Source organism: Nocardia niigatensis NBRC 100131, assembly GCF_000308655.1.
Taxonomy (GTDB): Bacteria; Actinomycetota; Actinomycetes; order Mycobacteriales; family Mycobacteriaceae; genus Nocardia; species Nocardia niigatensis.
In genome coordinates, this window is sequence record NZ_BAGC01000043.1 from 103,703 (window position 1) to 124,902 (window position 21,200).

The following is a 21,200-nucleotide window of genomic DNA, read 5'->3' on the forward strand; positions in this document are numbered from 1 at the left end:
GCTGGAGCAATGCTCACCATCAGCAGGCTGGCGGCCTACGCGGGGGTGACGGTGCGGGCGGTCCGCCACTACCACCGGATCGGGCTGCTGGCGGAGCCGGAGCGCGACCGCTCCGGGTACCGGACCTATGGCGCGGCGGCGGTGGTGCGGCTGATCCGCATCCACACCCTCGCCGCCGCGGGGGTGCCGCTGGCTCGGGTGCAGGAACTGCTCGACGCCGAACCCGAGGAGTTCGCCGCGGGTGTCCGGGCGATCGACAAGGAGTTGCGCGCCGAGATCCGGCGGCTGCAGGGGACCCGGCAGCGGCTGGCCCAGCTGGCCGCCGGGGAGCAGCTGGCATTGCCGCAGAGCGTGGTGGACTACCTCGATCGACTGCGGGGCCTGGGGGTCGAGGAGCGGTATATCGAGCTGGAGCGGGATGGCTGGATCATGATCGCCGCTCAGGTGCCGGACCTGATCGACGCCGTGATCGCCAAGAAGCACGAGGAGCTGAACAACCCCGACATGGTGCGGCTCTACCACCTGCTCAGTGGGGCGCTCGACTGGACGGTCGAGGACCCGCGGATCGTCGAGGTCGCGGACATTCTGGAGCGCTTGATCATTCACGCCGCGGCGGCGGGCGGGGGCGATGGCAAATTCAGCGATCTGATGGACGACAACTTCGTCGACCTGCTGGACACGACCATGCTCGAGACCTCGCCGGTCGCCGAGCGACTCCTGGCGATCCTGGCGGAGCGGGGCTGGAAGGGCTGGACCCGGGTGGAGCGGGTGCCGCCTCGGTCGTGAAGCGCTACCGCGGGGTCAGCGCGAACACCTCGACCTGCGCCGCGACCGCTGCAGCAGGGCGAGCAGCGTGCGCTGGTCGTCGTCGCTGAGGTCCGCCGACTTCGGCGCTGTCAGCGAAGGGCGGGGATCAGTCCGGTCGCACCGAATCGAGGAGCGTCGCGGCGCGCTCGAGCAGGGATATGAGCGCCTCCCGCTCGGCGTCGGTGAACTCGGCCTCGAGGGCGCGTTCGACCGGGACGGCCCGCTTGTCGGCGGCATGCATGACCTCGCGACCCTCGTCCGTGAGCCGGGTCTCGAGCACATTGCGGTGCCAGGCGTGCGGGGTGCGCTCGATGAGGCCGCGCTCGCGCAGATTGGTGAGGACGGTGTTCATGGTGGGCGGGGTGACGCCGCAGCGCCGGGCCAGTTCGGCCGCCGAGATGCCCGGGTTCTCGCTGAGGACGTAGAGGGCCGCGTATTGCGGAATCGTCACGCCCGCGGGTTTGAGCGCGGCGTTCTTCGCGCCCATGAGCGCCTGTTCGGCGCGCTTGATGAAGGTCCCCAGGCGTTCTTCGACCGGCATCGACGTCACTCGGGCATGATAGCTCATGCAGTTGTTCGAACCTTGACGATCATTAGAGTTCTAATCTATCTTCGCATTCGCACGTCAATGTCGTCTTCCGCGACACAGCGCCGAGAACTCCCAACTCCGAAGGAGCACACCATGACTCACTCCGTCATCCCCGAGAAGTACACCGACCTGCTCACCCGCCCGCTGTTCGCGCACCTCGCCACCCTCAACCCCGACGGCACCCCGCAGGTCACCCCGATCTGGCAGATCTGGGACGGCGAGTTCCTGCGCTTCACCACCACCACGACCCGGGCCAAGCACCGCAACACGTCTCGTGACCCGCACGTGGCGGTCAGCATCAACGATCCGGAGGCCCCCTACCGCTACCTCGAGGTGCGCGGCGTCATCGAGCGCATCGACACCGATCCCGAAGGCGAATTCTTCGACGTCCTCGCCCAGCGCTACGGCCTCGACTATCGGAAGCCGGTCGGCGACCACGCCGACCGCGTCGTCCTCGTCATGCGGCCGACCCACACCACATATCAGGGCTGATCCGCGGGGGGCGCTGGTCGGCCTACGGGGTAGCGCAGAGGAAAACGGTTGCCGTACGCCCGATTCGGGTGACGACAAGGGTATAGGGCTGGGAGCCACGGGGTTTGATGCGGTTGCGAAGGGCGTCCGGGTCGATATCGACGCCGCGGGTGAGGATCTCCAGGGGCCCGCAATCACGGCGGTGGAGTTCGGCACGCAGCGGCTTCTCACGGAATTCCATGCGATCGAGGATCCGGAAGCCACGCACGCCTTCGGGAACCTTGGCGCCGGTCAGATAGGCGATCCGCGGATCCAATTGCCACAGCCCGTGTTTCGCGGCGTAATGCCGGACCAGACCCGCGCGGACCACCGCCCCGTCCGGGTCGATGATCCACTCCCCCGGCTCACGCTGGGGAATGTCGTCCGGATCGGCGTCGGTGAGCGTCCACGGCCCCGCAGTCGACGAGAGCACAGTCGCTCGCCGAGTCACACCCGGTTCCGCCAAACCCGGTGACCACAAACAGGCTTCACGCACCGCCCCGTCCAAAGAGACGACTTCGATCTCCCCCGCCCAGGCGAGCTTGTCGAAATCCAGTCCGGGAGCGCACTTCACGGCCAAGTCGCGGCCGGCATACGCCGCCAGCAGATCCGGCAGCGGCGGCTGCAACTTCGCCGGATCATGCGTCCGCCGTCCATCCGCCCGCCGCGCCGGATCCGCGATCACCACCTCGGCACTGCTGCAGGGTGCCAACGCATCCGCCTTGACCAGCACCACATTTCGCGCCTCCGCCCTGACGGGCGCCGCAGTGGGCACCCCGCCGAGCGTCGACGAGACGCCACCTCCATGCCCGGCGCCCGCATCCCCGCGGTGGATCGTTTCGCCATCCGAGCGGGAATTCACCGGCGGCACACCGAGATTGTGCCGAGCTATCGCGAGACGTACGTCATCGAGGTCGCTGCCGATCACGGCGGGGCAGACTTCGGCCAGCGCGGCCAATTCCGCCCCGATGGAGCAGGTGACGTCGTGGACCGTGCGGCCGGCCAAACGCTGGGCGCGGTGGCGAGCAACGGCCGAGGGCGTCGCCTGCTGGAGGGCGTCGTCGGTGAAGAGCCAGTCCTGCGCGTGGTCGAGTTTGGCGGTCGCGCGGCGGCGGAGGCGGACCGTTTCGACGAGGGCCGGGGCGTGGTCGCCGTGCGTGCGGCGGATGCGCTCCAGGTCTTTGAGGAGCGAGGCGGGAGTGAGCGCGAAATCGCCTACCTCGGCCAGGGCGGCCGCGCCGGCCGGACTGGCGAGGTAGGCGATGTCGTCGCGAGAGAAGGCGTAGCCCACGGGAATTCGTGGACCGACCTACTTGGCGGAGGCGCCGGGCTTCACGCCGGTGATCATGGCGTTGTAGAAGAACTGCCGGGGCACCACGTGGCGCAGCACCTTCTCGTCGAGGGCGGAGAACGCCAGCCACGCCTTGTACTGGGCCATGCGGTAGCGCCAGGTCAGCTTCTCGTCGGGGACGGCGGCCTCGAAGGTGCGCACCGGCCAGCCCCACAGGGCGGCGGCGAATTCCTCGGTCTTGGCCAGCACGTCGACGGCGCCGGCGCTGCGAGCCATGCGCTCCAGGTCGGACGGGTCGAAGGTGTGCAGGTCGACGACGGCCTCGAGGGCGGCGGCGCGGGAGGACTCGTCGAGCTCCTCCTGCGGGCGACGCCAGTCGCTGAGGAACGGCAGCTTGGTGATCTCGGTGGTGATCTTCCAGGTGATCTGGCCCAGCTTGCGGGCGTACAGGTTGCCGATGGTGGTCGGTTCACCCGCGAACACGAACCGGCCGCCCGGCTTCAGCACGCGCAGGCACTCCTTGAGCGCCAGCTCCACATCCGGGATGTGGTGCAGTACGGCGTGGCCCACGACGAGGTCGAAGGTGTCGTCCTCGTAGGGGATGGTCTCGGCGTCGGCGACCCGGCCGTCGACGTCCAGGCCCAGGTTCTGGCCGTTGCGGGTGGCGACCTTGACCATGCCCGGAGACAGGTCGGTGACCGAGCCGCGCTTGGCGACGCCCGCCTGCATGAGGTTCAGCAGGAAGAAGCCGGTGCCGCAGCCGAGTTCGAGGGCCCGGTCGTAGGGCAGCTCGGCGCTCGAGGCGACAGCGTCGAAGCGGCCCCGGGCGTACTCGATGCAGCGTTCGTCGTAGGAGATGGACCACTTGTCGTCGTAGGTCTCGGCTTCCCAGTCGTGATACAGGACCTGGGCGAGCTTGTTGTCGCTATACGCGGCCTGGACCTCCGCCTCGGTGGCGTGCGGGTTCGGCGCGGGGTCTTCAGGACCAACTGTCATGCAGGGCAGCCTAATGAATACCCCGGTGAACGGTGTTATCGGGCTGCTCAACGGCCGGTGAACCGGGTCGCATCCGGACCGTTGACCAAATAAGAACGTGTTCCAACCTGCTGATCTTCGGTACCGAACAGATCGGCCCACTCCCGGCGCGCGCGATCGTGGCCGTGCGTACCCGCCTCGAACACCCGCTTCGCGGCCGCGAGCGCCGCCCGCGGACCGTCGGCGAACTGCTTGGCCCAGCGCAGCGCGGCGGCGAACACATCGTCGGGCGCGACCACCTCGTCGACCAGGCCGAGCGACGCGGCCTCCTTCGGATCCACGAACCGGCCGCTGTACACCAGATCCTTGGCATGCGACGGGCCGATCAGCAGGCTCAGGCGCCGGATGCCGGCCAACGGGATGAGCCCGGCCTTGATCTGCGGCAGGCCCAGTTTCACGTTGTCGCCGATGACGCGGCGGTCCGCGGCCAGGGCCAGTTCCAGGCCCGCGCCGAGGGCGTAACCGCTGATGGCGGCCACGGTCGGCTGCGGAAGCCGGGCCAGGCTGCTCAGCGCCGACTGGAAATCAGCGGCCATGGCCTGCGCCTGCTCGGAGGTGAGCCGGGCCAGTTCGGCCATCTCGTCACCGGCGGAGAACACCCGCTCGTCGCCGTAGACCACCACGGCCGCGATCGACGCGTCGGCCGCGACCTCCTCGGTGGCGGCCGCCACCTCCAGCGCCACCTGGAGATCGATCAGATTCATCGGCGGGCGTGCGATGCGGAGCACGGCGATACCATCCGCCACGCTCCGGTCCACGGTCACGAATTCGGCCACAGCCGATCACCCTACTTCGGGCCCCGCACACCGGGTCGCTCCGCCCGTGCGGGCGCGGTTCCGGCCGCCCGCGCGCACATCATTCGGGTCGCCGTGACCCGCGGATGCGCGAACTGTCCGGCAGTTCGGCGAAGTAGCGGTCGGCGCGCGGGAAGGCCAGCGCCGGGCCGCCGCCCGACGGGTGGTACACCGGCATGATCGGGGTGATGGTGCGGGTGGCCGCGAGAATCTCGGCGGTGGAGGCGAATTCGTTCAAGGCGGCCAGCTGGGTCCAGGTCGGCGGCAGCAGCACGTCGAGGCCCCCGCGCCAGCGGTCGATGGCCTCGGTGGGCGTGCACCAGGCGACCACGTCGGCCTCGGAGGTCGCGCCGTCGGCGAGCTGGCCCTCCGGCAGCACGGCGACGAAGAAGCGGGTGTCGTAGCGGCGCGGCTCGATCACCGGGGTGATCCAGTTGTCCCAGGGACGCAGCAGGTCGGCGCGCAGCACCAGGTTCTCACGGGTGAGGAACTCGGCGAAGGACAGTTCGCGGCGTTCCAGCTGCCCGCGCGCTTCGGCGTAGACCGCGGTGTCGGTGACGACGCTGTCGGCGGTCGGTCCCGCCAGCAGCACGCCGCACTCCTCGAAGGTCTCGCGCACGGCCGCGCAGACCAGCGCCTGGGCGCGGCCGGGGTCGATGCCGAATCGCTCGGCCCACCAGGCGGGTTCGGGCCCGGCCCAGTCCAGCGCGATGGACGCGTCGGAGGGGTCGACGCCGCCGCCGGGGAAGACGGTCATGCCGGCCGCGAAGGCCATGCCGCCCACTCGACGCTGCAGGAACACCTCGGGCCCGTGCGCGCCGTCGCGCACCAGCATGACCGTGGAGGCGTCCTTGACGGGCGCGGCCGCGGGCTGGGATTCGGGCTGGGCCATTGCTTCGCTCACCTTTCGCACCATAACCGTTGCCCCGGCTAAGCGATACAACTCGCCCCGGCGAACCGGACCACGCGCCGCGGGTCAGCCGATCACTCGGTCAAATGAACTGATCCGGTGCGGGTTTCGATCACGGTCCGACCAGCGCTGTCGCGGCGGGTCCAGGTGCCCTCCACCCTGCCGGTCCGATAGTCCTGCACCTGGCTGATCACCGCCCCCGTATCGTCGGTCCAGGTAACGAGGAAGATGCCGGCCCCGAGGGGCTGGATCACGACCGGGCTGCTGGAGCGGTGGCCGGTGTCGGCGGCGGTGTAGGTCAGCGTGCGCCCGTCCGAGGCGAAGGCGATGGCGCCGCCCGCGCCGCTGTCATAGCTGAGCTGCGCCGTCTTGCCGTTCAGGTCAGACGGGACCGCGGCCTTGCCGAGCGTCCCCGCGGCGTGCGAGTTCGAAACCCGCTGGGCCGCCGGTGGGTCCGCCACGCATCCGGCGGCGACGAGGGCGAGCGCGAGGATCGCCAGTGCACCAATGCTCCGGCCCACAGCCGACTCCCTCCGTCCGCAACATTTGCCGACAGTTTGCCCGGAGGTGGCTGATGTTGCAACGGCCGCGCACCGCGGCCCGTGAGACCCGTTGCGGGAAGCCCGTTTCAGCGATTGCGGGACCGGCTCAGCGGTTGCGATGCCGCCCGAACCGCTGGCTGCGGCGCGCGAAGTAGCGGCCGTCGATGCGGTCCAGCTGAATCGACTGCCGGAACGCGTCGCTCAGGTTCTCGGAGGTCAGCACATCATGAAGCAGACCCTGCGCGACCACACTGCCCTCGTTGAGCAGCAGGCCGTGGGTGAAGCCCGGCGGGATCTCCTCGACGTGATGGGTGACCAGCACGGTGGCGGGCGCGTCGGGATCGGCGGCCAGATCGCCGAGCCGTTCCACCAGCTCCTCACGTCCGCCCAGGTCCAGTCCGGCGGCCGGTTCGTCGAGCAGCAGCAGTTCCGGATCGGTCATGAGCGCGCGGGCGATGAGCACACGCTTGCGCTCGCCCTCCGACAGCGTCCCGTAGGTGCGGTCGGAAAGGTGTTCGGCGCCCAGGCTTTCCAGGATGTCGACGGCCCGGTCGGTATCCATGTCGTCGTAGCGCTCGCGCCAGCGGCCCATGACCGCGTAGCCGGCGGACACCACCAGGTCGGCGACCTTCTCGTCGAGCGGCACCCGGCTGGCGATGGCGGCCGAGGAGATGCCGATGCGCGGACGTAGTTCGTTGATGTCGACCCGGCCCAGGGTCTCGCCGAGCAGGTTGGCGACACCGGAGGTGGGGTGCATCTCGGCGGCGGCCATGCGCAGCAGCGAGGTCTTGCCGGCGCCGTTGGGGCCGAGCACGACCCAGCGTTCGTCCAATTCCACCTGCCAGGTGACCGGACCGACCAGGGTATGTCCGGAACGTCGGACGGTGACGTCGCTGAAATCGATGAGCAGATCGGGATCCGGTTGCGGCACGGGGTCCATCTTGGCCCACCACCCTGGACACTCGTCAACGTGGTGGGAAAACTCGGTGCGTGTCCTCTCCCGAAGTGCGGTGGCGATAAGCGATTTCGTGTGCGCCACCGTCGAATTCCATTGGTTCGCGCTCCGGCTCCGCCATTCCGCGATCCCGCGCATCCGCGCTCGTGGATCGGAACATGCGCGCCAGAATGAGTGCCGCCGGGACCGAGAGCGCCGCCCACACGATGAGAACAACCAGCAATGTTGTCATTTCGGTGGTTTCCTTTCGAGGAAACGTGAATCGATCCTTACCGACCCGTCCGGGTAAGTCGATATGCACTGCCCATATGGGTCATTGCGCCGACCATCCGGTTTCGCTAGTGCGACATTCGCACTACGGCACCGCGATCACGGTCGTCGATCCCGGCGCCACCTCCGTGAAACCGGCATCGCGCACCGCCACCGCGCTGCCCTCGGCCACACGCCGCTGCAATTCCGCCCAGCGGCCCGGATCGGCCTCCGCGACGGTGCACCGGAATTCCTGTGCGGCCCACGCATACGCCCGCTGCACCGGCAGAGCACCTGCCAGCAACATGCTGGCATGCCCCACCTGTGCCGCGGCCTTACCCACAGTCATACCCAGTTCCGCGTTCACCCATAGCACCGGACTTTCCGGATCGATCGCGATCTCCTCCTCGGCCGGCAGTTCGGTACCGCTGATCTGGAGGCGCCGGATGCGCGGATCCACCTCGCCGACCGGGCCCGGCACCAGGGCTCGCGCCTGCGCGCCCGCAAATTCGACTGTGACACCGTCGACTTCCTGCGCCGCCAGCCACTGCGCTCCGCGCGCCCGCCGCGACACCTTCCGGATCCGCGAGCGCTTCCAGGTCAGATAACGCTCCTCCCACTCCCCTTCGGGCCCGACCCGCTCGTCGAGGCACAGGGCCACCACCGCGGACGCGGCCGCTGCCAGCAGTGCGCTGCGCGCCGGCGGATCGTTCTTCGGAATGTGCAACACCATCTGCATGGCCTGCACGAGTGCCGGGTCCGCCGGATCACCCCCGCCGCCATATCCCCGCGCCAATTCCGCGTGCCTGGCCACGAAACCGGCATCGATGGTGGATCCGACGCTCGACACAACCACTCCTACACGCTGTTCCGGCTAATGAACCGTCAGGTTCAGGGTGAAGCGTCTCGCGGGCTCCACGCCCTGTTCCCAGGCTCGCTTGTATTCCAGATTCAAGGTCGTCGAACCCGGCACGACCGCCACGAAATTCGACACCGAATTACCGCCGACGCCGGCCATACCAACCGGATTCGGGTCCTGTTCGTAGTCCGGGGCGCCATGCTGTTTCACGATCTTCTGATCGAGATCGCCCAGCGCCCAGGCATATCCGGTGGTCGGATCGGCCTCGAGGGTAACGATCAGGTCCTGGCCGACCGCGAGGCTCACGTTCTTGCCGTCGGAATCCGCGCCGACCGCGACCGCCGCCGGGTGGCCGGACGACGTGCCGCAGCCGGCCAGCGCGAGACCGGCCGACACCACCACCAGCGGCAGACGCACGCGCACGGACTCTCCTTCGATCGTGGTCGGATACCCCCTGGACCACGGTACCGAGAGCGGAGCTACGAGTGGCGCAACCGAATTGGACGCGTTGCGGCCCGCGGGATCAGTTCGGCAGCGGTACCCGGCGGATGCCGCCGTCGCGGGCGTCGGCGGCCTCGACCTCGTCGCGGGTCACGCCCAGGATGAACAGCACCGCGTCCAGGAAAGGATGCGACAGCGCCGCGTCGGCGACCTCGCGCAGCGCGGGCTTGGCATTGAACGCGATGCCCAGCCCGGCGGCATTGAGCATGTCGATGTCATTGGCGCCGTCGCCGACCGCGACGGTCTGATCCATCGCCACCCCGGTCTCGGCCGCGAAACGGCGCAGCGCAACGGCTTTCGCCTCGCGGTCCACGATCTCGCCGACCACCGCGCCGGTCAGCTTGCCGTCCCGGATCTCGAGGGTGTTGGCCTGCACGAAGTCCAGTTCCAGCTCGTGCGCGAGCGGCTCGATGACCTGGCGGAAACCACCGGACACCACGCCGCAGCGGAAACCCAGGCGGCGCAGGGTGCGAATGGTGGTGCGCGCGCCGGGGGTGAGCTCGATCCGCTCGGCGACCTCGTCGATGACCGAGGCGTCCAGCCCGGCCAGGGTCGCCACCCGCTGGCGCAGGGATTCGGAGAAATCGATCTCGCCGCGCATGGCCGCCTCGGTGACCTTGCGGACCTCCTCCTCGACGCCGGCGTGCGCGGCCAGCATCTCGATGACCTCGCCCTGGATCAGGGTGGAGTCCACGTCGAACACGATGAGCCGCTTGGCCCGTCGCGCCAGGCCCGCCTTCTCGACGGCCACGTCCACGCTCTCCTTGGCCGCGACCGTGGCCAGCGCGGTGCGCAGCTCGGTCTCGGCGTCCGCGGCGGCGGAGGGGACGGTGACCATGAGTTCCAGGCCGGTGACCGGGTAGTCGGCGATGCCGCGAATGGAGTCGATGTTCACGCGCTGTGCGGCCAGCGTGCGCGCGATGGCACTGAAGGCACGGGCGGTGACCGGCGAACCCAGCACCACCACCGCGTGGGTGGACAGCTTCGCGCCCGATACGGCGCTCGCCCCGATCTCCACATCGACGTTCATGCCGATGGAGGCCATGGCGTCCTCGAGCTGATCCTGCAGCGCTTCGGGATCGGTGGGACACGACACCAGCACACCCAGGGTGAGACGGCCGCGGATGACGACCTGTTCCACATCAAGCAGGCTGACCGCGCTGTTGGCCAGGGCGGCCAGAAGTACCGATGTGACGCCCGGCTTGTCAGGTCCGGTGACCGTGACCAGAACCGTCGTGTCAGCGCTCCGCCTCCCCGCGCTTGCACTCAATCGATAACTCCGTTCCATGCGACTGCCTGTCCCGCCCGGCATGCGGCGGCAGCTCATTCTGTCAGGTCGGCGCGGACGGGACAGCGCCGACCGCCGCCGACGGTGGCGGGCATCACGCCCGCCGAGATCAGCGGCCCGGATGAGCGAGCAGACGGGCAGCGCCGGAACACAATTCGGCCATCGCCTCGCCGACCGGGCGCACCGCGGTGACCAGGCCGACGCCCTGGCCCGCGTCGACCGGGGCGAGACGCGGATCGCCGACGGCATTGGCGGCGGCCAGCTCGGAGCGCGCGGCGGCGTCACCGGCCAGTTCACCGAGGTGGTCGTGCCAGCGCGCGGTGAAGTCGTTGCGCAGCACCCGGGCCGGAAAGCGCTGCGGCCAGGGCAATTCCATGCCGACATCGAAGGAGTGCGTGAGGATGGTGTCGGTGTCCTCCGCCGCGAGCAGGGCACGGCGGGCTTCGGGCGGCAGCAGGGACTCCTCGCAGGCGGCCAGGGCGGTGCCCAGCCACACCCCCGAGGCCCCGGCGGCGAGCATCGCCGCCACGCCGCGCGCCGACCCGATCCCGCCCGCGGCCAGCACCGGGCCCGGGATGGCGTCGAGGACGGCCTCGAGCAGGGGCAGGGTCGCCAGTTCGGGAGCGCCGTGCCCGCCGCCCTCCAGACCGCGCGCGACCAGGACGTCGATCCCGGCGTCGTGTGCGCGGCGGGCATCGTCGACCGTGTAAACCTGTGTCGCCGTGCGGATTCCGGCCGCGCGGGCCCGTTCAGCCCAGGACAGGTCGGTGCCGAAGCTCACCGACAACAGGGCGGGCGCGGCTGCGAGAGCACGCTCGAAGAGTCCCGGCCGCGCGGCCGCCACCCAGTCGACCAGGCCGATCCCGACCGGACCCGGCGCGTCGGCGACGTGCGGCAGCTCCCGTTCGAGAGCCTCGATGGATCCGGCGCTGCCCATCCCGATCATGCCCAGACCCCCGGCCGCCGCGACCGCGGCCGCGAGCCTGCCGCCGGCCACGCCGCCCATCGGCGCGTTCGCCACCGGCAGCCGCAAGCCCAGCACGCGCGACCACTCGGTGGTCAGTCCCGTTTCCATCGCTCCCGGATCCTCCATCAGGCAATAGCAACACATCCGGCCCGCCGTCCCGGCGGGCGGTCAGGCGGTGGCGCCGACCTCGACGCGGGAGGGCCGGATGGTCGGCAGGCGCAGGAAGCGCTGGGCGGTGTGCTCCTCGTGGTGGTCGCGGACGCGGCCGGCGAGCAGCATGGTCAGGCTGACCATGCCGCCCAGGACGGGCGCGCCGATGATCAGCAGCGGATGGTGGTGTACGGCGCCGATATACACCGGATCGGCGCTGAACCGCTGGTACCGGACCAGATTGGTGATCAGCGCGATGAGATGCGAGAGCACCCAGGCAGCGCAGGCGTCGAGCGCTCCGATGGGCACGGCGAGGGCCGCGATCAACAGCACTCACGGGGTCGCGGTGAAGTCGACCAGATGCCCGACATCACGCTGCGCCGCCGCGCTCGTTCCCGTCCGCTGCCGAGCCACTAAATAATGCACATGACAACTGTTGCACAGTGCGCTCATTGAGGGAACGTCGGGCCGCCCCGCCACCGGCAGATATCCGAATCGAGTGCGACGGAGCACGCCGCAGAACACTGCGGCACCCGTCTCGTGAGACGGGTGCCGCAGTGTGTTCAGGCTGTCAGGCGACTAGCTGGATACCTTTTCCAGCTCCTTGACGGTGTGGGACTTGGAGCCCCAGCCGACATGGGCCTCGGCGCGCATGCGCTCGACCATGTGCGGGTAGTGCAGCTCGAACGCGGGACGCTCCGAGCGGATGCGCGGCAGCTCGTAGAAGTTGTGCCGCGGCGGCGGGCAGGAGGTCGCCCACTCCAGCGAGTTGCCGTAGCCCCACGGATCGTCCACGGTCACGACCTCGCCGTAGCGGTAGGACTTGAAGACGTTCCAGATGAACGGCAGCATCGACGAACCCAGGATGAAGGCACCGATCGTGGAGATGGTGTTCAGGGTCGTGAAGCCGTCGCTCGGCAGGTAGTCGGCGTACCGACGCGGCATACCCATGTTGCCCAGCCAGTGCTGCACCAGGAACGTGGTGTGGAAGCCGACGAAGGTGGCCCAGAAGTGCCACTTGCCCAGACGCTCGTCCATCATGCGGCCGGTCATCTTCGGGAACCAGAAGTAGATTCCCGCGAAGGTGGCGAACACGATGGTGCCGAAGAGCACGTAGTGGAAGTGCGCCACCACGAAATACGTGTCGGACACGTGGAAGTCCAGCGGCGGCGAGGCCAGGATGACGCCCGACAGACCACCGAAGAGGAAGGTCACGACGAAGCCGACCGACCAGAGCATCGGGGTCTCGAAAGTGAGCTGACCACGCCACATGGTGCCGATCCAGTTGAAGAACTTCACACCGGTCGGAACAGCGATCAGGAAGGTCATGAACGAGAAGTACGGCAGCAGAACAGCACCGGTCGCGTACATGTGGTGCGCCCACACGGCGATGGACAGGGCCGCGATACCCAGGGTCGCGTAGACCAGGGTCGTGTAACCGAAGATCGGCTTCCGGCTGAAGACCGGGAAGATCTCCGACACGATGCCGAAGAAGGGCAGCGCGATGATGTACACCTCGGGGTGGCCGAAGTACCAGAACAGGTGCTGGTAGAGCATCACGCCGCCGTTGGCCGGGTCGTAGATGTGGCCGCCCAGGTGGCGGTCGTAGGCCAGACCGAACAGGGCCGCGGTGAGCAGCGGGAAGGCCAGCAGCACCAGCACCGAGGTGACGGCGATGTTCCAGGTGAAGATCGGCATCCGGAACATGGTCATACCGGGGCAGCGCAGGCAGACCACGGTGGTGAGCATGTTGACGCCACCGAGGATCGTGCCCAGACCGGAGACGGCCAGACCCAGGATCCACAGGTCGGCGCCGACGCCCGGGGAGTGGACGATGTCCGACAGCGGCGTGTAGGCGGTCCAGCCGAAGTCGGCCGCGCCGCCGGGGGTGATGAAGCCGGCGGTCGCCATGGTGCCGCCGAACAGGTACAGCCAGTAGCTGAACGCGTTCAGACGCGGGAAGGCGACGTCAGGGGCGCCGATCTGCAGCGGCAGGATGATGTTGGCGAAGCCGAACACGATCGCGGTCGCGTAGAAGAGCAGCATGATCGTGCCGTGCATGGTGAACAGCTGGTTGAACTGTTCCGGCGACAGGAACTGCATGCCCGGACGCGCCAGCTCGGCGCGCATGAGCAGCGCCATGATGCCGCCGACCATGAAGAAGGACATGGCCGTCACCAGGTACATGACGCCGAGAACCTTCGGGTCCGTCGTGGTGACCATCTTGTAGATGAACGATCCCTTCGGACCCGTCCTTTGAGGATAGGGCCGAGCCGCCTCCACAAGGCTGGCCGGCCGCGGTTCTACGGCAGTCACGAAACCTCCACAGGTATGCCATCGTTCGTACGCTGCTTCCGGCGTCCGGTTCGGCACATGACGAACGACGGTGGCTTGCGCTGTGACAGATCGTAAACTGTGTTCCGACAGCGCTCGCTCCGGGTCCTACTCTGTGTCGTAATTGGGAGTCGCGGGGCACGGCTGTAGGCTGCCCGGCATGCCGGTGCGCGAGTCCGCTTCCACCCGAAACACGTTCGCCTCCACCTTTTCCCCTTTGCGGTATTTGCGCAGTGTGGGGTTGGTCTCGGCAGCGACGCTGCTGACGGTGGGTCTGGTCGCCGGATGCGGCAAGACCGATGACAACTCCGCCTCGATCGTGCGGACCACCACGAATATCGCGGGTGCGGGCGTGGTCGGGATCGAGCGCGACACCACCAAGGCGTGTCCGGCGCCGTCGAGTCCGGACTCGGCCTCGGGCACGAAGACCGTCACCCACGCCGCGGGCACCTCCGAGGTGCCGGCCGACGCCAAGCGCATCGTGGTGCTCTCCACCTCCGCGCTGGACGCCACCTGCGCGCTGGGACTGTGGGAGCGCGTGGTCGGCGCGGCCACACTGGACGGTCCGTCGCCGCAGCCCGCCTACCTGGGTACCGGCGTCGCCGCGATTCCCTCGGTCGGCCTGGCGGGCGCCCCCGATCCCGCGAAGATCGCGGAGCTGAAGCCGGATCTGATCATCGGTCCGGCTGCCGACGGCTCGCACTACAACGCGCTCGCGGGCATCGCTCCGACCGTGCTGGTCGGCGCGGAGAACGGCTGGCAGGCCACCTTCACCGGTTTCGCGGAGGCCTTGGACCGCAAGACCGCCGGGACCCGGGCGCTCGACGACTATCGCACGGCCGCCAAGGACGCGGGCGTCGCCGCCAATGCCGCGCTCACCCAGGCGTCGGTGATCCGCTTCGAGCCCAAGGCGATTCAGGTGCAGGGCGGCAATACCTTCGCCGCCCAGGTGCTCGGTGACGCGGGCGTGCAGCGGCCGCAGTCGCAGCGTGGGGATTCCTTCGACGTGACCAGCCTGAGCACCCAGGACGACCGCAACCGGATCGAGGGCGACCTCATCTTCCTCATGTTCGACGGCAAGGACGGCCTGGACTACGGCAAGTCGATCATGAAGGGCGACAACTGGAAACAGCTTTCCGCCGTGAGCGACCGCCGCGAGTTCGCCGTCGACGACAGCATCTGGCACGGCAGCGGCATCACCGCCGCCCGCGCTCTGCTCGACGACGTCCGCAACAACCTCAACGGATACGTCACGGACTGAGCTCCCCCGCCTCCCCGGGACCTTCAACGCGCGGCCAACCGCCGTCAACCGTTGGGCACGGGTGCCGGCGGTTGGGGAGCAAACCGATTCTGGCCGTACCCGACGAGTTACCCCGAACGCTGCGAAATCAGTTGCTGCGGTCAGCAAACGGCCCCGAGCGAATCTTTGCTCGAGGCCGTTTGCCATGTCTGCCTGCGGGGAACACCCGTGATCACGAAAAGTTCACGATCTCGCTGGTGAACTTCGCGGTCGGCGCTCGGCCGGGTGGCGACTTCCCCGCGTCATCGGGTCGAGCGCCGCGACTTGTCAGAACTCCCAGTCTTCGTCTTCGGTGTTGACGGCCTTGCCGATGACGTAGCTGGAGCCGGAGCCGGAGAAGAAGTCGTGGTTCTCGTCGGCGTTGGGCGAGAGGGCCGAGAGGATGGCGGGGTTGACGTCGCACTCGTCCTTGGGGAACAGGCCCTCGTAGCCGAGGTTCATCAGGGCCTTGTTGGCGTTGTAGCGGAGGAACTTCTTGACGTCCTCGGTGAGGCCGACCTCGTCGTAGAGGTCCTGGGTGTATTCGACCTCGTTCTCGTAGAGCTCGAAGAGCAGCTCGAAGGTGTAGGCCTTGAGCTCTTCGCGCTCGGCCTCGGAGACCAGCTCCAGGCCCTTCTGATACTTGTAGCCGATGTAGTAGCCGTGCACGGCCTCGTCGCGGATGATCAGGCGGATCATGTCGGCGGTGTTGGTGAGCTTGGCCCGCGAGGACCAGTGCATGGGCAGGTAGAAGCCGGAGTAGAAGAGGAACGACTCCAGCAGGGTGGAGGCGACCTTGCGCTTGAGCGGGTCCTCGCCGTTGTAGTAGTCGAGAACGATCTCGGCCTTGCGCTGCAGGTTCCGGTTCTCCTCGGACCAGCGGAAGGCCTCGTCGATCTCGCGGGTGGAGCACAGCGTGGAGAAGATCGAGCTGTAGCTCTTGGCGTGCACCGACTCCATGAAGGCGATGTTCGTCAGCACCGCTTCCTCGTGCGGGGTCAGTGCGTCGGGGATGAGGCTGACCGCGCCGACCGTGCCCTGGATGGTGTCGAGCAGGGTCAGGCCGGTGAAGACCCGCATGGTGAGTTGCTTCTCGTTGGCGGTCAACGTGTTCCACGACGGAATGTCATTGGAGACCGGGACCTTCTCCGGCAACCAGAAGTTGCCGGTGAGCCGATCCCAGACCTCGGCATCCTTCTCGTCCTGCACGCGGTTCCAATTGATCGCGGTCACCCGATCGATCAGCTTCACGCCCGCTCACACACCCTTCTCAGCTCCCGAGACCCTGCGGATTCCTTCTGCCCTGAACACTACTACTGGTAGGTGACATCCCCGTGCAGCACAAGAACTTGTGTCTTCACGTGTCCTCGCGCTGTCCTGCGAGAATGCGAAAAGGGGATGGGCAAGTACGCCACCGACTGCAGAAAATTACAGCGGTGCAATCCGTCACAGCGACTCGGGGTCGGCGTGTCCACACCTGTCCCGAGTTAGCCGATCAGATGCCCACCAGCACTTCGGCCTTCTTGGCCGCCTTGGCCGGAGCCTCACGCAGCATGCGGGCGCGGTCGTCGGGAAGCTACCGACGAATTCGGGGGGCGATGCCCCCGGCCTTCGACTGGGAGGTTCGCCGCGCATACACCTCACCCCCTCTCGGTAGCCGCTGACAGAAACAAACCGTATTCAGGGTACGGAGCGGTGGCCCGGGTATCTCGGCCCGGCGGGCGGTTCCGTGAGAGGCTCGGAAGCTGTTGATAGCGCGCCGGTTTGCCGCCGGATCATTTTCCGATCATTTTCCGGAGATCCGGTCGCCGCAGCCGTTGGGCGCGGGTCCGGAATGCCTTACTCTCTGCCTCTGTGCGTGTTTTGGTGCTAGAGGACGACCACCAGCTCTGCCGTGAGGTGACCGAGGGGTTGCGCTCGGCCGGGTTCGCGGTGGACCTCGCGCAGAGCATCGCCGACGCGGATTTCAAGCTCGCCGTCAACCGCTACGACTGCCTGGTGGTGGATCGCGGCCTGCCCGACGGCGACGGCCTGGACCTGGTCGCCGCGGCGCGCCGCGCCGGGCACACGGTACCGGCGCTCATGCTCACAGGCCGCGACGGACTCGACGACCGGCTGGCCGGTTTCGAGCACGGCGCCGACGACTACCTGACCAAACCCTTCGCGCTGCCGGAGCTGGTGATGCGGGTGCGGGCGCTGTGCCGACGCCGCGAGCAGCCGACCGCCTCGCGAATCGCGGTGGCGGACATCGATATCGACCTCATGCGCCGCCGGGTCACCCGCGGCGGCATCATGCTCATGCTCACCCCGAAGGAGTTCGCGGTCCTCGAACTCATGGCCACCCGGCTCGGCAGCGTGGTGACCCGTACCGATCTCATCGAGTGCTGCTGGGACGAGATGGCCGAGCCGGCATCGAACGTGGTCGACGCGGTGGTGGCCAAGTTGCGGCGCAAGCTCGGGGAGCCGAGCGTGATCGAGACCGTGCGGGGCACCGGATTCCTCATCGGCGGCGGGATCTCGTGAGCGCGCACCGCTCCCCCGCCGTGGCCCGGCTGAAACGAGCCCGCTGGATCATGTCCGCGCTGGTCACGGTGATCACCGCGACAGCCGTGCTGGTGTTCGGGTTCGTGGCCGCCTCCATCGACGCGCAGGCGCGCGAGACCCGGGCGCAGGATCAGGCCGAGCAGGTGGCAGGCGGGCTGGCCCGGGCCATCCAGCACGACGACGCCAAGGTGCTGGACCTGTCCACCGTCATCGACGACGAGCTGGGCAAGGGGCCTACGGCGGTGGTGGTGGCGGTGCGCAAACCGGGCGAGCCGTGGAAGCAGGCGCATACCTATCAGCGTTCGCTGATGCCCGACGACACCCAGATCTCCACGCTCGCAACGCAAACCGAAGATCACGCCGAGGGGCTGCTCTATCAGGGCAGCCGGTTCGCGGGCACCGATATCACCGGGCGCTCGGTGACGGTGGCGGGCGCGCCGGTGTTCTGGAACGACTGGGACAGCATCGTGGTCATCCTGGCCGGGACCGAGTCCATGGCCGATGCGGGGGCGCATCGAATCCTGGTGTGGGAGTTGCTGATCGGCGGCGCCGTGCTGGTGCTGCTGTCGGCCGCGGCGACCTTCCTGCTGTCGGGCCGCAGTCAACGGCAGGCGCTGCGCATGCTGGACGAGCACGAGCAGTTCCTGGGCGATGCCGCGCACGAATTGCGCACGCCGCTCACCACATTGAAGCTGCTCACCGAATCGAGGCCCAAGCCGGAGGAAGTACAGCAGACGCTGGCCGAGGCGCGCCGGCTGGCGGACCGGATGGCGCGGCTGGTGACCGGGCTGCTGGCCCGCGCCCGCATGCAGTCCGGCATCGCCGAACCCGAGCGCACCCTGCTGCGGCTGGATCAGCTGGCGGAGGCGGTGGCCGAGGAGGCCGCCGACGAGCGCATCGTGGTGACTGCGCATCCCAGCGTGGTGGTGGGCGATCCGCAACTGCTGAGCCTGGCGATCCGGAACATGCTGGAGAACGGCCTGACTCACGGCGCGGTGAACCGGTCCGCACCGGTCGAGGTGCATGTGGCGGAGGGGCGGGTCAGCATTCGCGACCACGGCCCGGGCGTCGATCCGGTCATGTCGGCCAGCCCGTTCAATCGGGGGGCGGCGGGGCGCAGCGGGCGCAATGGCATCGGGCTGGCGCTGGTCGCGTGGGTGGCGGAGGCGCACGGCGGCAATGCCTCCATCGAGCCGGCGGTCGGTGGCGGCGCTATCGCGACACTGTGGCTGCCGCCCGCCGACATCACGGCGGGCAGTCCGGTCGCCGCGCACCGTTAGCGAAACCCGCGCTTGGCGTTTCGCCGGACGGACGACCGTGGTTGCGCGCACGATGGATGGGTGGATGTGACAGGGGCGGGACTGGAATCACTGACCATGGTGCGGCACGGCCAGAGCATCGCGAACGCGGCGCCGTACAGCGGCGCGGAGGAGTTCGTCACCGGACTCCGGGATGCCGATGTGCCGCTGACCGAGCTGGGCGAGGCGCAGGCGACGGCCACCGGGAAGCGACTGGCCGAGGTCGATCCGGGCTTCGACCTGGTGCTCTGCTCGCCATACCTGCGTACCCGCGAGACCGCGCGCATCGCGCTCGGACACCTGACACCGCCGCCCGTGTACTTCGACGAGCGGATCCGGGACCGGGAGCCGGGGGTGCTGTTCGGGCTCACCAGACTCGGCATCCAGCGGCGCTTCCCGGACGAGTACCGCGAGATGCAGCGTTCGGGCGGCTTCTACCATCGCCCGCGCGGCGGCGAATCCTGGCCGGACGTCGCGCTGCGGCTGCGGGCGGTACTGCGTGAAATGCACGGTCACGTCCTGGTTTTCACCCATGACATCGCAATCGTGCTGACCCGCTACATTTTCGGCGACCTCGACGAGGCCGAGATCAGCGCCCAGACCACCGCGCAGGTCCGCAATGCGTCCATAACCCGTTGGGAGCGCGACGATTCCGGTATGCGGCTCACCTCGTACAACGACACGAGCCATCTGGGCTGAGCCCCGCCACCGGTACGTCCACCCGGGCTGACAACAGGTTTCGTCCCGAGCCGGAGTCGCGTAGATCACGACGATGGCGCTCTCGAGCCTCGGGCAGGCGCGGGTTTGGCCCGCGTGCGCGCGGAAACTACGGTGTGTCGGGATTGCCGGGCTGTCATGCGGCGCCTGCCTGGCGCATGTGAGAAGTCACAAGTGCGCGGAAATCGCATTACTGTGCTTCACAGCAGAGATCGATCCGGCCGCTGCCGTTCACGGCATGCGTTAGCGTTTCAGGCCCCGGTAGGGGCACAACCCGGGGGTGGAAGGGAGTCACGGATGTCCGTGGGAATTCCGGCCCGTACGGGGCTCACCGTGTCGGGCAGCCCGATATCGTCGCCGCTCAAGGATGTGCGCGGGCTCGCGCAGCACATGGTGGGTCATTTCGTCGAAACCGTGGCGCCGTGCGGGACGCTGCCCGGCGACGCCATTCACGGCGATGTCACCACCATCACCCGCACCTGCCTGGAGCTGGCGGTGGGCATGCTGGACGGACGCGACATTCCGGAGCAGACCAAGCGCTTGGAGGAGGCCGCCGCGCAGTGGGCGCGGGAGGGCATCCCGATCGACACCATCCACCATGCCATCCACGAGGGTTTCAAGATCGGGTCGGAGCTGGTGATGGCCAATGCCATGGCCGGTCACGTGCGCCGCGAGGACGACGATGGCGATGTCACGCTGGTCATTTCGGCCGCCGACATGGACAACATCATGGGCGGCGCCAAACTGGTGGTGGAACTGCTGGACCGGATGACCTCAGCGGTGGCCATGGCCTATGTGCGGGAGCTGCGGTCGGTGGTGAGCGAACACCACACGGCGGTGCACACGCTCACATCCGCGCTGCTGGGCGGGCACAGCACCTCCACCATGGCCCGCGAATGCGGCATCGAGATCGCCGAGACGTATCACGTACTGGCACTGGCGATTCCCGAACATCCCGAGGAGCACTCGCCCACCGTGAACGGTGCGGTGGTGGCGCGGCGCAAGCTGCGCCGGGTGCAGGCCGAACTGGCACACCGGTATCCGGACCGGGTGTTGTCGCTGCTCAGCGTGGACGGCGGCACCCTGCTGGTGCCGAGCACCGCGCTCGTGGACGAGGAGCTGGACGAACTGATCGAGCAGCTGTCGCGAGCGGCCCGGGTGCCGATCACCGCGACGCTGGTTTCGGCCGCGCCGCAACAGATTCCGGACGCCGCCGACCAGGCGCACGAACTGCTCGACATCGTGCACCGGCTGCGGCTCGTGCGCGGCTTGTTCCGATTCGACGAACTGGCACTGGAATACCAGCTGACCCGGCCGGGTCCGGGCCGCGATCACCTGGGGTCGCTGCTGGATCCGCTCGACGAGCACGCCGAGCTGCTGGAGACGCTGCAATCGCACATCAGCAACAACCTGAACCGGCAGCGCACCGCGCGCATGCTGCACGTGCACACCAATACGGTGGACTACCGGCTCAAACGGATCGGGCAGCTGACCGGCTTCGATCCCACCCAGGCGTCGGGACTGTGGTACCTGCGCTCGGCGCTGGTGGCCCGCACGTATCAGGCGGCGGGCTGACAGAGC

Annotated in this window: 22 protein-coding genes; 7 read left to right on the plus strand and 15 right to left on the minus strand. The window is 68.4% G+C overall.

Translation table 11 applies throughout. The features are described 5' to 3' along the window. The first annotated feature begins 9 nt into the window (after positions 1-9). Entirely contained in the window at positions 10-786 is a 777-nt protein-coding gene (locus tag ON33_RS17850) for a MerR family transcriptional regulator (RefSeq protein ID WP_040860095.1), read from the plus strand. Between the two features lie 127 nt (positions 787-913). Here ON33_RS17850 and ON33_RS17855 read toward each other — a convergent pair whose 3' ends face one another. Beyond that, positions 914-1,348: a MarR family winged helix-turn-helix transcriptional regulator gene (locus ON33_RS17855; RefSeq protein ID WP_040860096.1), complete on the minus strand. Its 435-nt coding sequence runs from the start codon at positions 1,346-1,348 to the stop codon at positions 914-916. 141 nt (positions 1,349-1,489) lie between these two features. Between ON33_RS17855 and ON33_RS17860 the strand changes: the two genes are divergently transcribed. Then, positions 1,490-1,888 carry a PPOX class F420-dependent oxidoreductase gene (locus ON33_RS17860; RefSeq protein WP_040860097.1) on the plus strand — a complete coding sequence of 133 codons (399 nt, stop codon included), beginning with the start codon at positions 1,490-1,492 and terminating at the stop codon, positions 1,886-1,888. Positions 1,889-1,910: 22 nt separating this feature from the next. Here the strand turns inward: ON33_RS17860 and ON33_RS17865 are convergent, their stop codons facing one another. From ON33_RS17865 to ctaD, 13 genes are all read right to left on the minus strand, one after another. After that, positions 1,911-3,197, minus strand: a complete 1,287-nt coding sequence (locus ON33_RS17865; RefSeq protein WP_040860098.1) for a class I SAM-dependent methyltransferase — start codon at positions 3,195-3,197, stop codon at positions 1,911-1,913. A gap of 18 nt (positions 3,198-3,215) precedes the next feature. Beyond that, complete coding sequence (locus tag ON33_RS17870; RefSeq protein WP_040860099.1) at positions 3,216-4,193, minus strand: class I SAM-dependent methyltransferase; 978 nt, start codon at positions 4,191-4,193, stop codon at positions 3,216-3,218. 47 nt (positions 4,194-4,240) lie between these two features. Next, entirely contained in the window at positions 4,241-5,008 is a 768-nt protein-coding gene (locus ON33_RS17875) for an enoyl-CoA hydratase-related protein (RefSeq protein WP_040860100.1), read from the minus strand. 79 nt (positions 5,009-5,087) lie between these two features. After that, a complete protein-coding gene (locus ON33_RS17880; RefSeq protein WP_040860525.1) occupies positions 5,088-5,918 on the minus strand; it encodes an NUDIX hydrolase in 831 nt (276 codons plus the stop codon). A 92-nt stretch (positions 5,919-6,010) separates the two neighbouring features. Beyond that, positions 6,011-6,457: a MoaF-related domain-containing protein gene (locus ON33_RS17885; RefSeq protein WP_040860101.1), complete on the minus strand. Its 447-nt coding sequence runs from the start codon at positions 6,455-6,457 to the stop codon at positions 6,011-6,013. A gap of 127 nt (positions 6,458-6,584) precedes the next feature. Then, entirely contained in the window at positions 6,585-7,418 is an 834-nt protein-coding gene (locus tag ON33_RS17890) for an ABC transporter ATP-binding protein (protein ID WP_040860102.1), read from the minus strand. Between the two features lie 25 nt (positions 7,419-7,443). Continuing rightward, on the minus strand, positions 7,444-7,665 hold the full coding sequence (locus ON33_RS41350) for a hypothetical protein (protein WP_157184591.1): 222 nt from the start codon (positions 7,663-7,665) through the stop codon (positions 7,444-7,446). Positions 7,666-7,788: 123 nt separating this feature from the next. Next, positions 7,789-8,532: a peptidyl-tRNA hydrolase gene (locus ON33_RS17895; protein WP_040860103.1), complete on the minus strand. Its 744-nt coding sequence runs from the start codon at positions 8,530-8,532 to the stop codon at positions 7,789-7,791. Positions 8,533-8,556: 24 nt separating this feature from the next. Then, complete coding sequence (locus tag ON33_RS17900; protein WP_040860104.1) at positions 8,557-8,964, minus strand: protease inhibitor I42 family protein; 408 nt, start codon at positions 8,962-8,964, stop codon at positions 8,557-8,559. A gap of 100 nt (positions 8,965-9,064) precedes the next feature. Continuing rightward, positions 9,065-10,312: a phosphoserine phosphatase SerB gene (serB, locus tag ON33_RS17905; RefSeq protein WP_040860105.1), complete on the minus strand. Its 1,248-nt coding sequence runs from the start codon at positions 10,310-10,312 to the stop codon at positions 9,065-9,067. A 127-nt stretch (positions 10,313-10,439) separates the two neighbouring features. Then, complete coding sequence (locus tag ON33_RS17910; protein ID WP_040860526.1) at positions 10,440-11,405, minus strand: NAD(P)H-dependent flavin oxidoreductase; 966 nt, start codon at positions 11,403-11,405, stop codon at positions 10,440-10,442. Between the two features lie 60 nt (positions 11,406-11,465). Beyond that, positions 11,466-11,780, minus strand: a complete 315-nt coding sequence (locus ON33_RS17915; RefSeq protein WP_040860106.1) for a hypothetical protein — start codon at positions 11,778-11,780, stop codon at positions 11,466-11,468. Between the two features lie 246 nt (positions 11,781-12,026). Further along, a complete protein-coding gene (gene ctaD / locus ON33_RS17920) occupies positions 12,027-13,763 on the minus strand; it encodes an aa3-type cytochrome oxidase subunit I (RefSeq protein WP_083869058.1) in 1,737 nt (578 codons plus the stop codon). A 178-nt stretch (positions 13,764-13,941) separates the two neighbouring features. On the opposite strand from ctaD, the gene ON33_RS17925 reads away from it, so the two are divergent. Further along, on the plus strand, positions 13,942-15,042 hold the full coding sequence (locus ON33_RS17925; RefSeq protein ID WP_051152417.1) for an ABC transporter substrate-binding protein: 1,101 nt from the start codon (positions 13,942-13,944) through the stop codon (positions 15,040-15,042). Positions 15,043-15,348: 306 nt separating this feature from the next. On the opposite strand, the gene nrdF is transcribed toward ON33_RS17925, so the two are convergent. Further along, complete coding sequence (gene nrdF, locus ON33_RS17930; protein ID WP_040860108.1) at positions 15,349-16,311, minus strand: class 1b ribonucleoside-diphosphate reductase subunit beta; 963 nt, start codon at positions 16,309-16,311, stop codon at positions 15,349-15,351. Positions 16,312-16,914: 603 nt separating this feature from the next. Between nrdF and ON33_RS17935 the strand changes: the two genes are divergently transcribed. From ON33_RS17935 to ON33_RS17950, 4 genes are all read left to right on the plus strand, one after another. Next, the gene (locus ON33_RS17935) at positions 16,915-17,583 is read left to right on the plus strand and encodes a response regulator transcription factor (RefSeq protein ID WP_040860109.1); all 669 of its coding nucleotides are present in this window, start codon (positions 16,915-16,917) and stop codon (positions 17,581-17,583) included. Further along, positions 17,580-18,884, plus strand: a complete 1,305-nt coding sequence (locus tag ON33_RS17940; protein WP_051152418.1) for a sensor histidine kinase — start codon at positions 17,580-17,582, stop codon at positions 18,882-18,884. The genes ON33_RS17935 and ON33_RS17940 overlap by 4 nt, the downstream gene beginning before the upstream one ends. Before the next feature lie 60 nt (positions 18,885-18,944). Then, on the plus strand, positions 18,945-19,601 hold the full coding sequence (locus ON33_RS17945) for a histidine phosphatase family protein (RefSeq protein WP_218001459.1): 657 nt from the start codon (positions 18,945-18,947) through the stop codon (positions 19,599-19,601). 315 nt (positions 19,602-19,916) lie between these two features. Next, the gene (locus ON33_RS17950) at positions 19,917-21,194 is read left to right on the plus strand and encodes a PucR family transcriptional regulator (RefSeq protein ID WP_040860110.1); all 1,278 of its coding nucleotides are present in this window, start codon (positions 19,917-19,919) and stop codon (positions 21,192-21,194) included. The last annotated feature ends 6 nt before the right edge of the window (positions 21,195-21,200 follow it).

Coding starts and splice junctions, on each gene's coding strand:
- ON33_RS17850 (WP_040860095.1), top strand. CDS start 10: ATGCTCACCATCAGCAGGCTGGCGGCCTACGCGGGGGTGACGGTGCGG.
- ON33_RS17855 (WP_040860096.1), bottom strand. CDS start 1,348: ATGCCGGTCGAAGAACGCCTGGGGACCTTCATCAAGCGCGCCGAACAG.
- ON33_RS17860 (WP_040860097.1), top strand. CDS start 1,490: ATGACTCACTCCGTCATCCCCGAGAAGTACACCGACCTGCTCACCCGC.
- ON33_RS17870 (WP_040860099.1), bottom strand. CDS start 4,193: ATGACAGTTGGTCCTGAAGACCCCGCGCCGAACCCGCACGCCACCGAG.
- ON33_RS17880 (WP_040860525.1), bottom strand. CDS start 5,918: ATGGCCCAGCCCGAATCCCAGCCCGCGGCCGCGCCCGTCAAGGACGCC.
- ON33_RS17890 (WP_040860102.1), bottom strand. CDS start 7,418: ATGGACCCCGTGCCGCAACCGGATCCCGATCTGCTCATCGATTTCAGC.
- ON33_RS41350 (WP_157184591.1), bottom strand. CDS start 7,665: ATGACAACATTGCTGGTTGTTCTCATCGTGTGGGCGGCGCTCTCGGTC.
- ON33_RS17910 (WP_040860526.1), bottom strand. CDS start 11,405: ATGGAAACGGGACTGACCACCGAGTGGTCGCGCGTGCTGGGCTTGCGG.
- ON33_RS17925 (WP_051152417.1), top strand. CDS start 13,942: ATGCCGGTGCGCGAGTCCGCTTCCACCCGAAACACGTTCGCCTCCACC.
- ON33_RS17950 (WP_040860110.1), top strand. CDS start 19,917: ATGTCCGTGGGAATTCCGGCCCGTACGGGGCTCACCGTGTCGGGCAGC.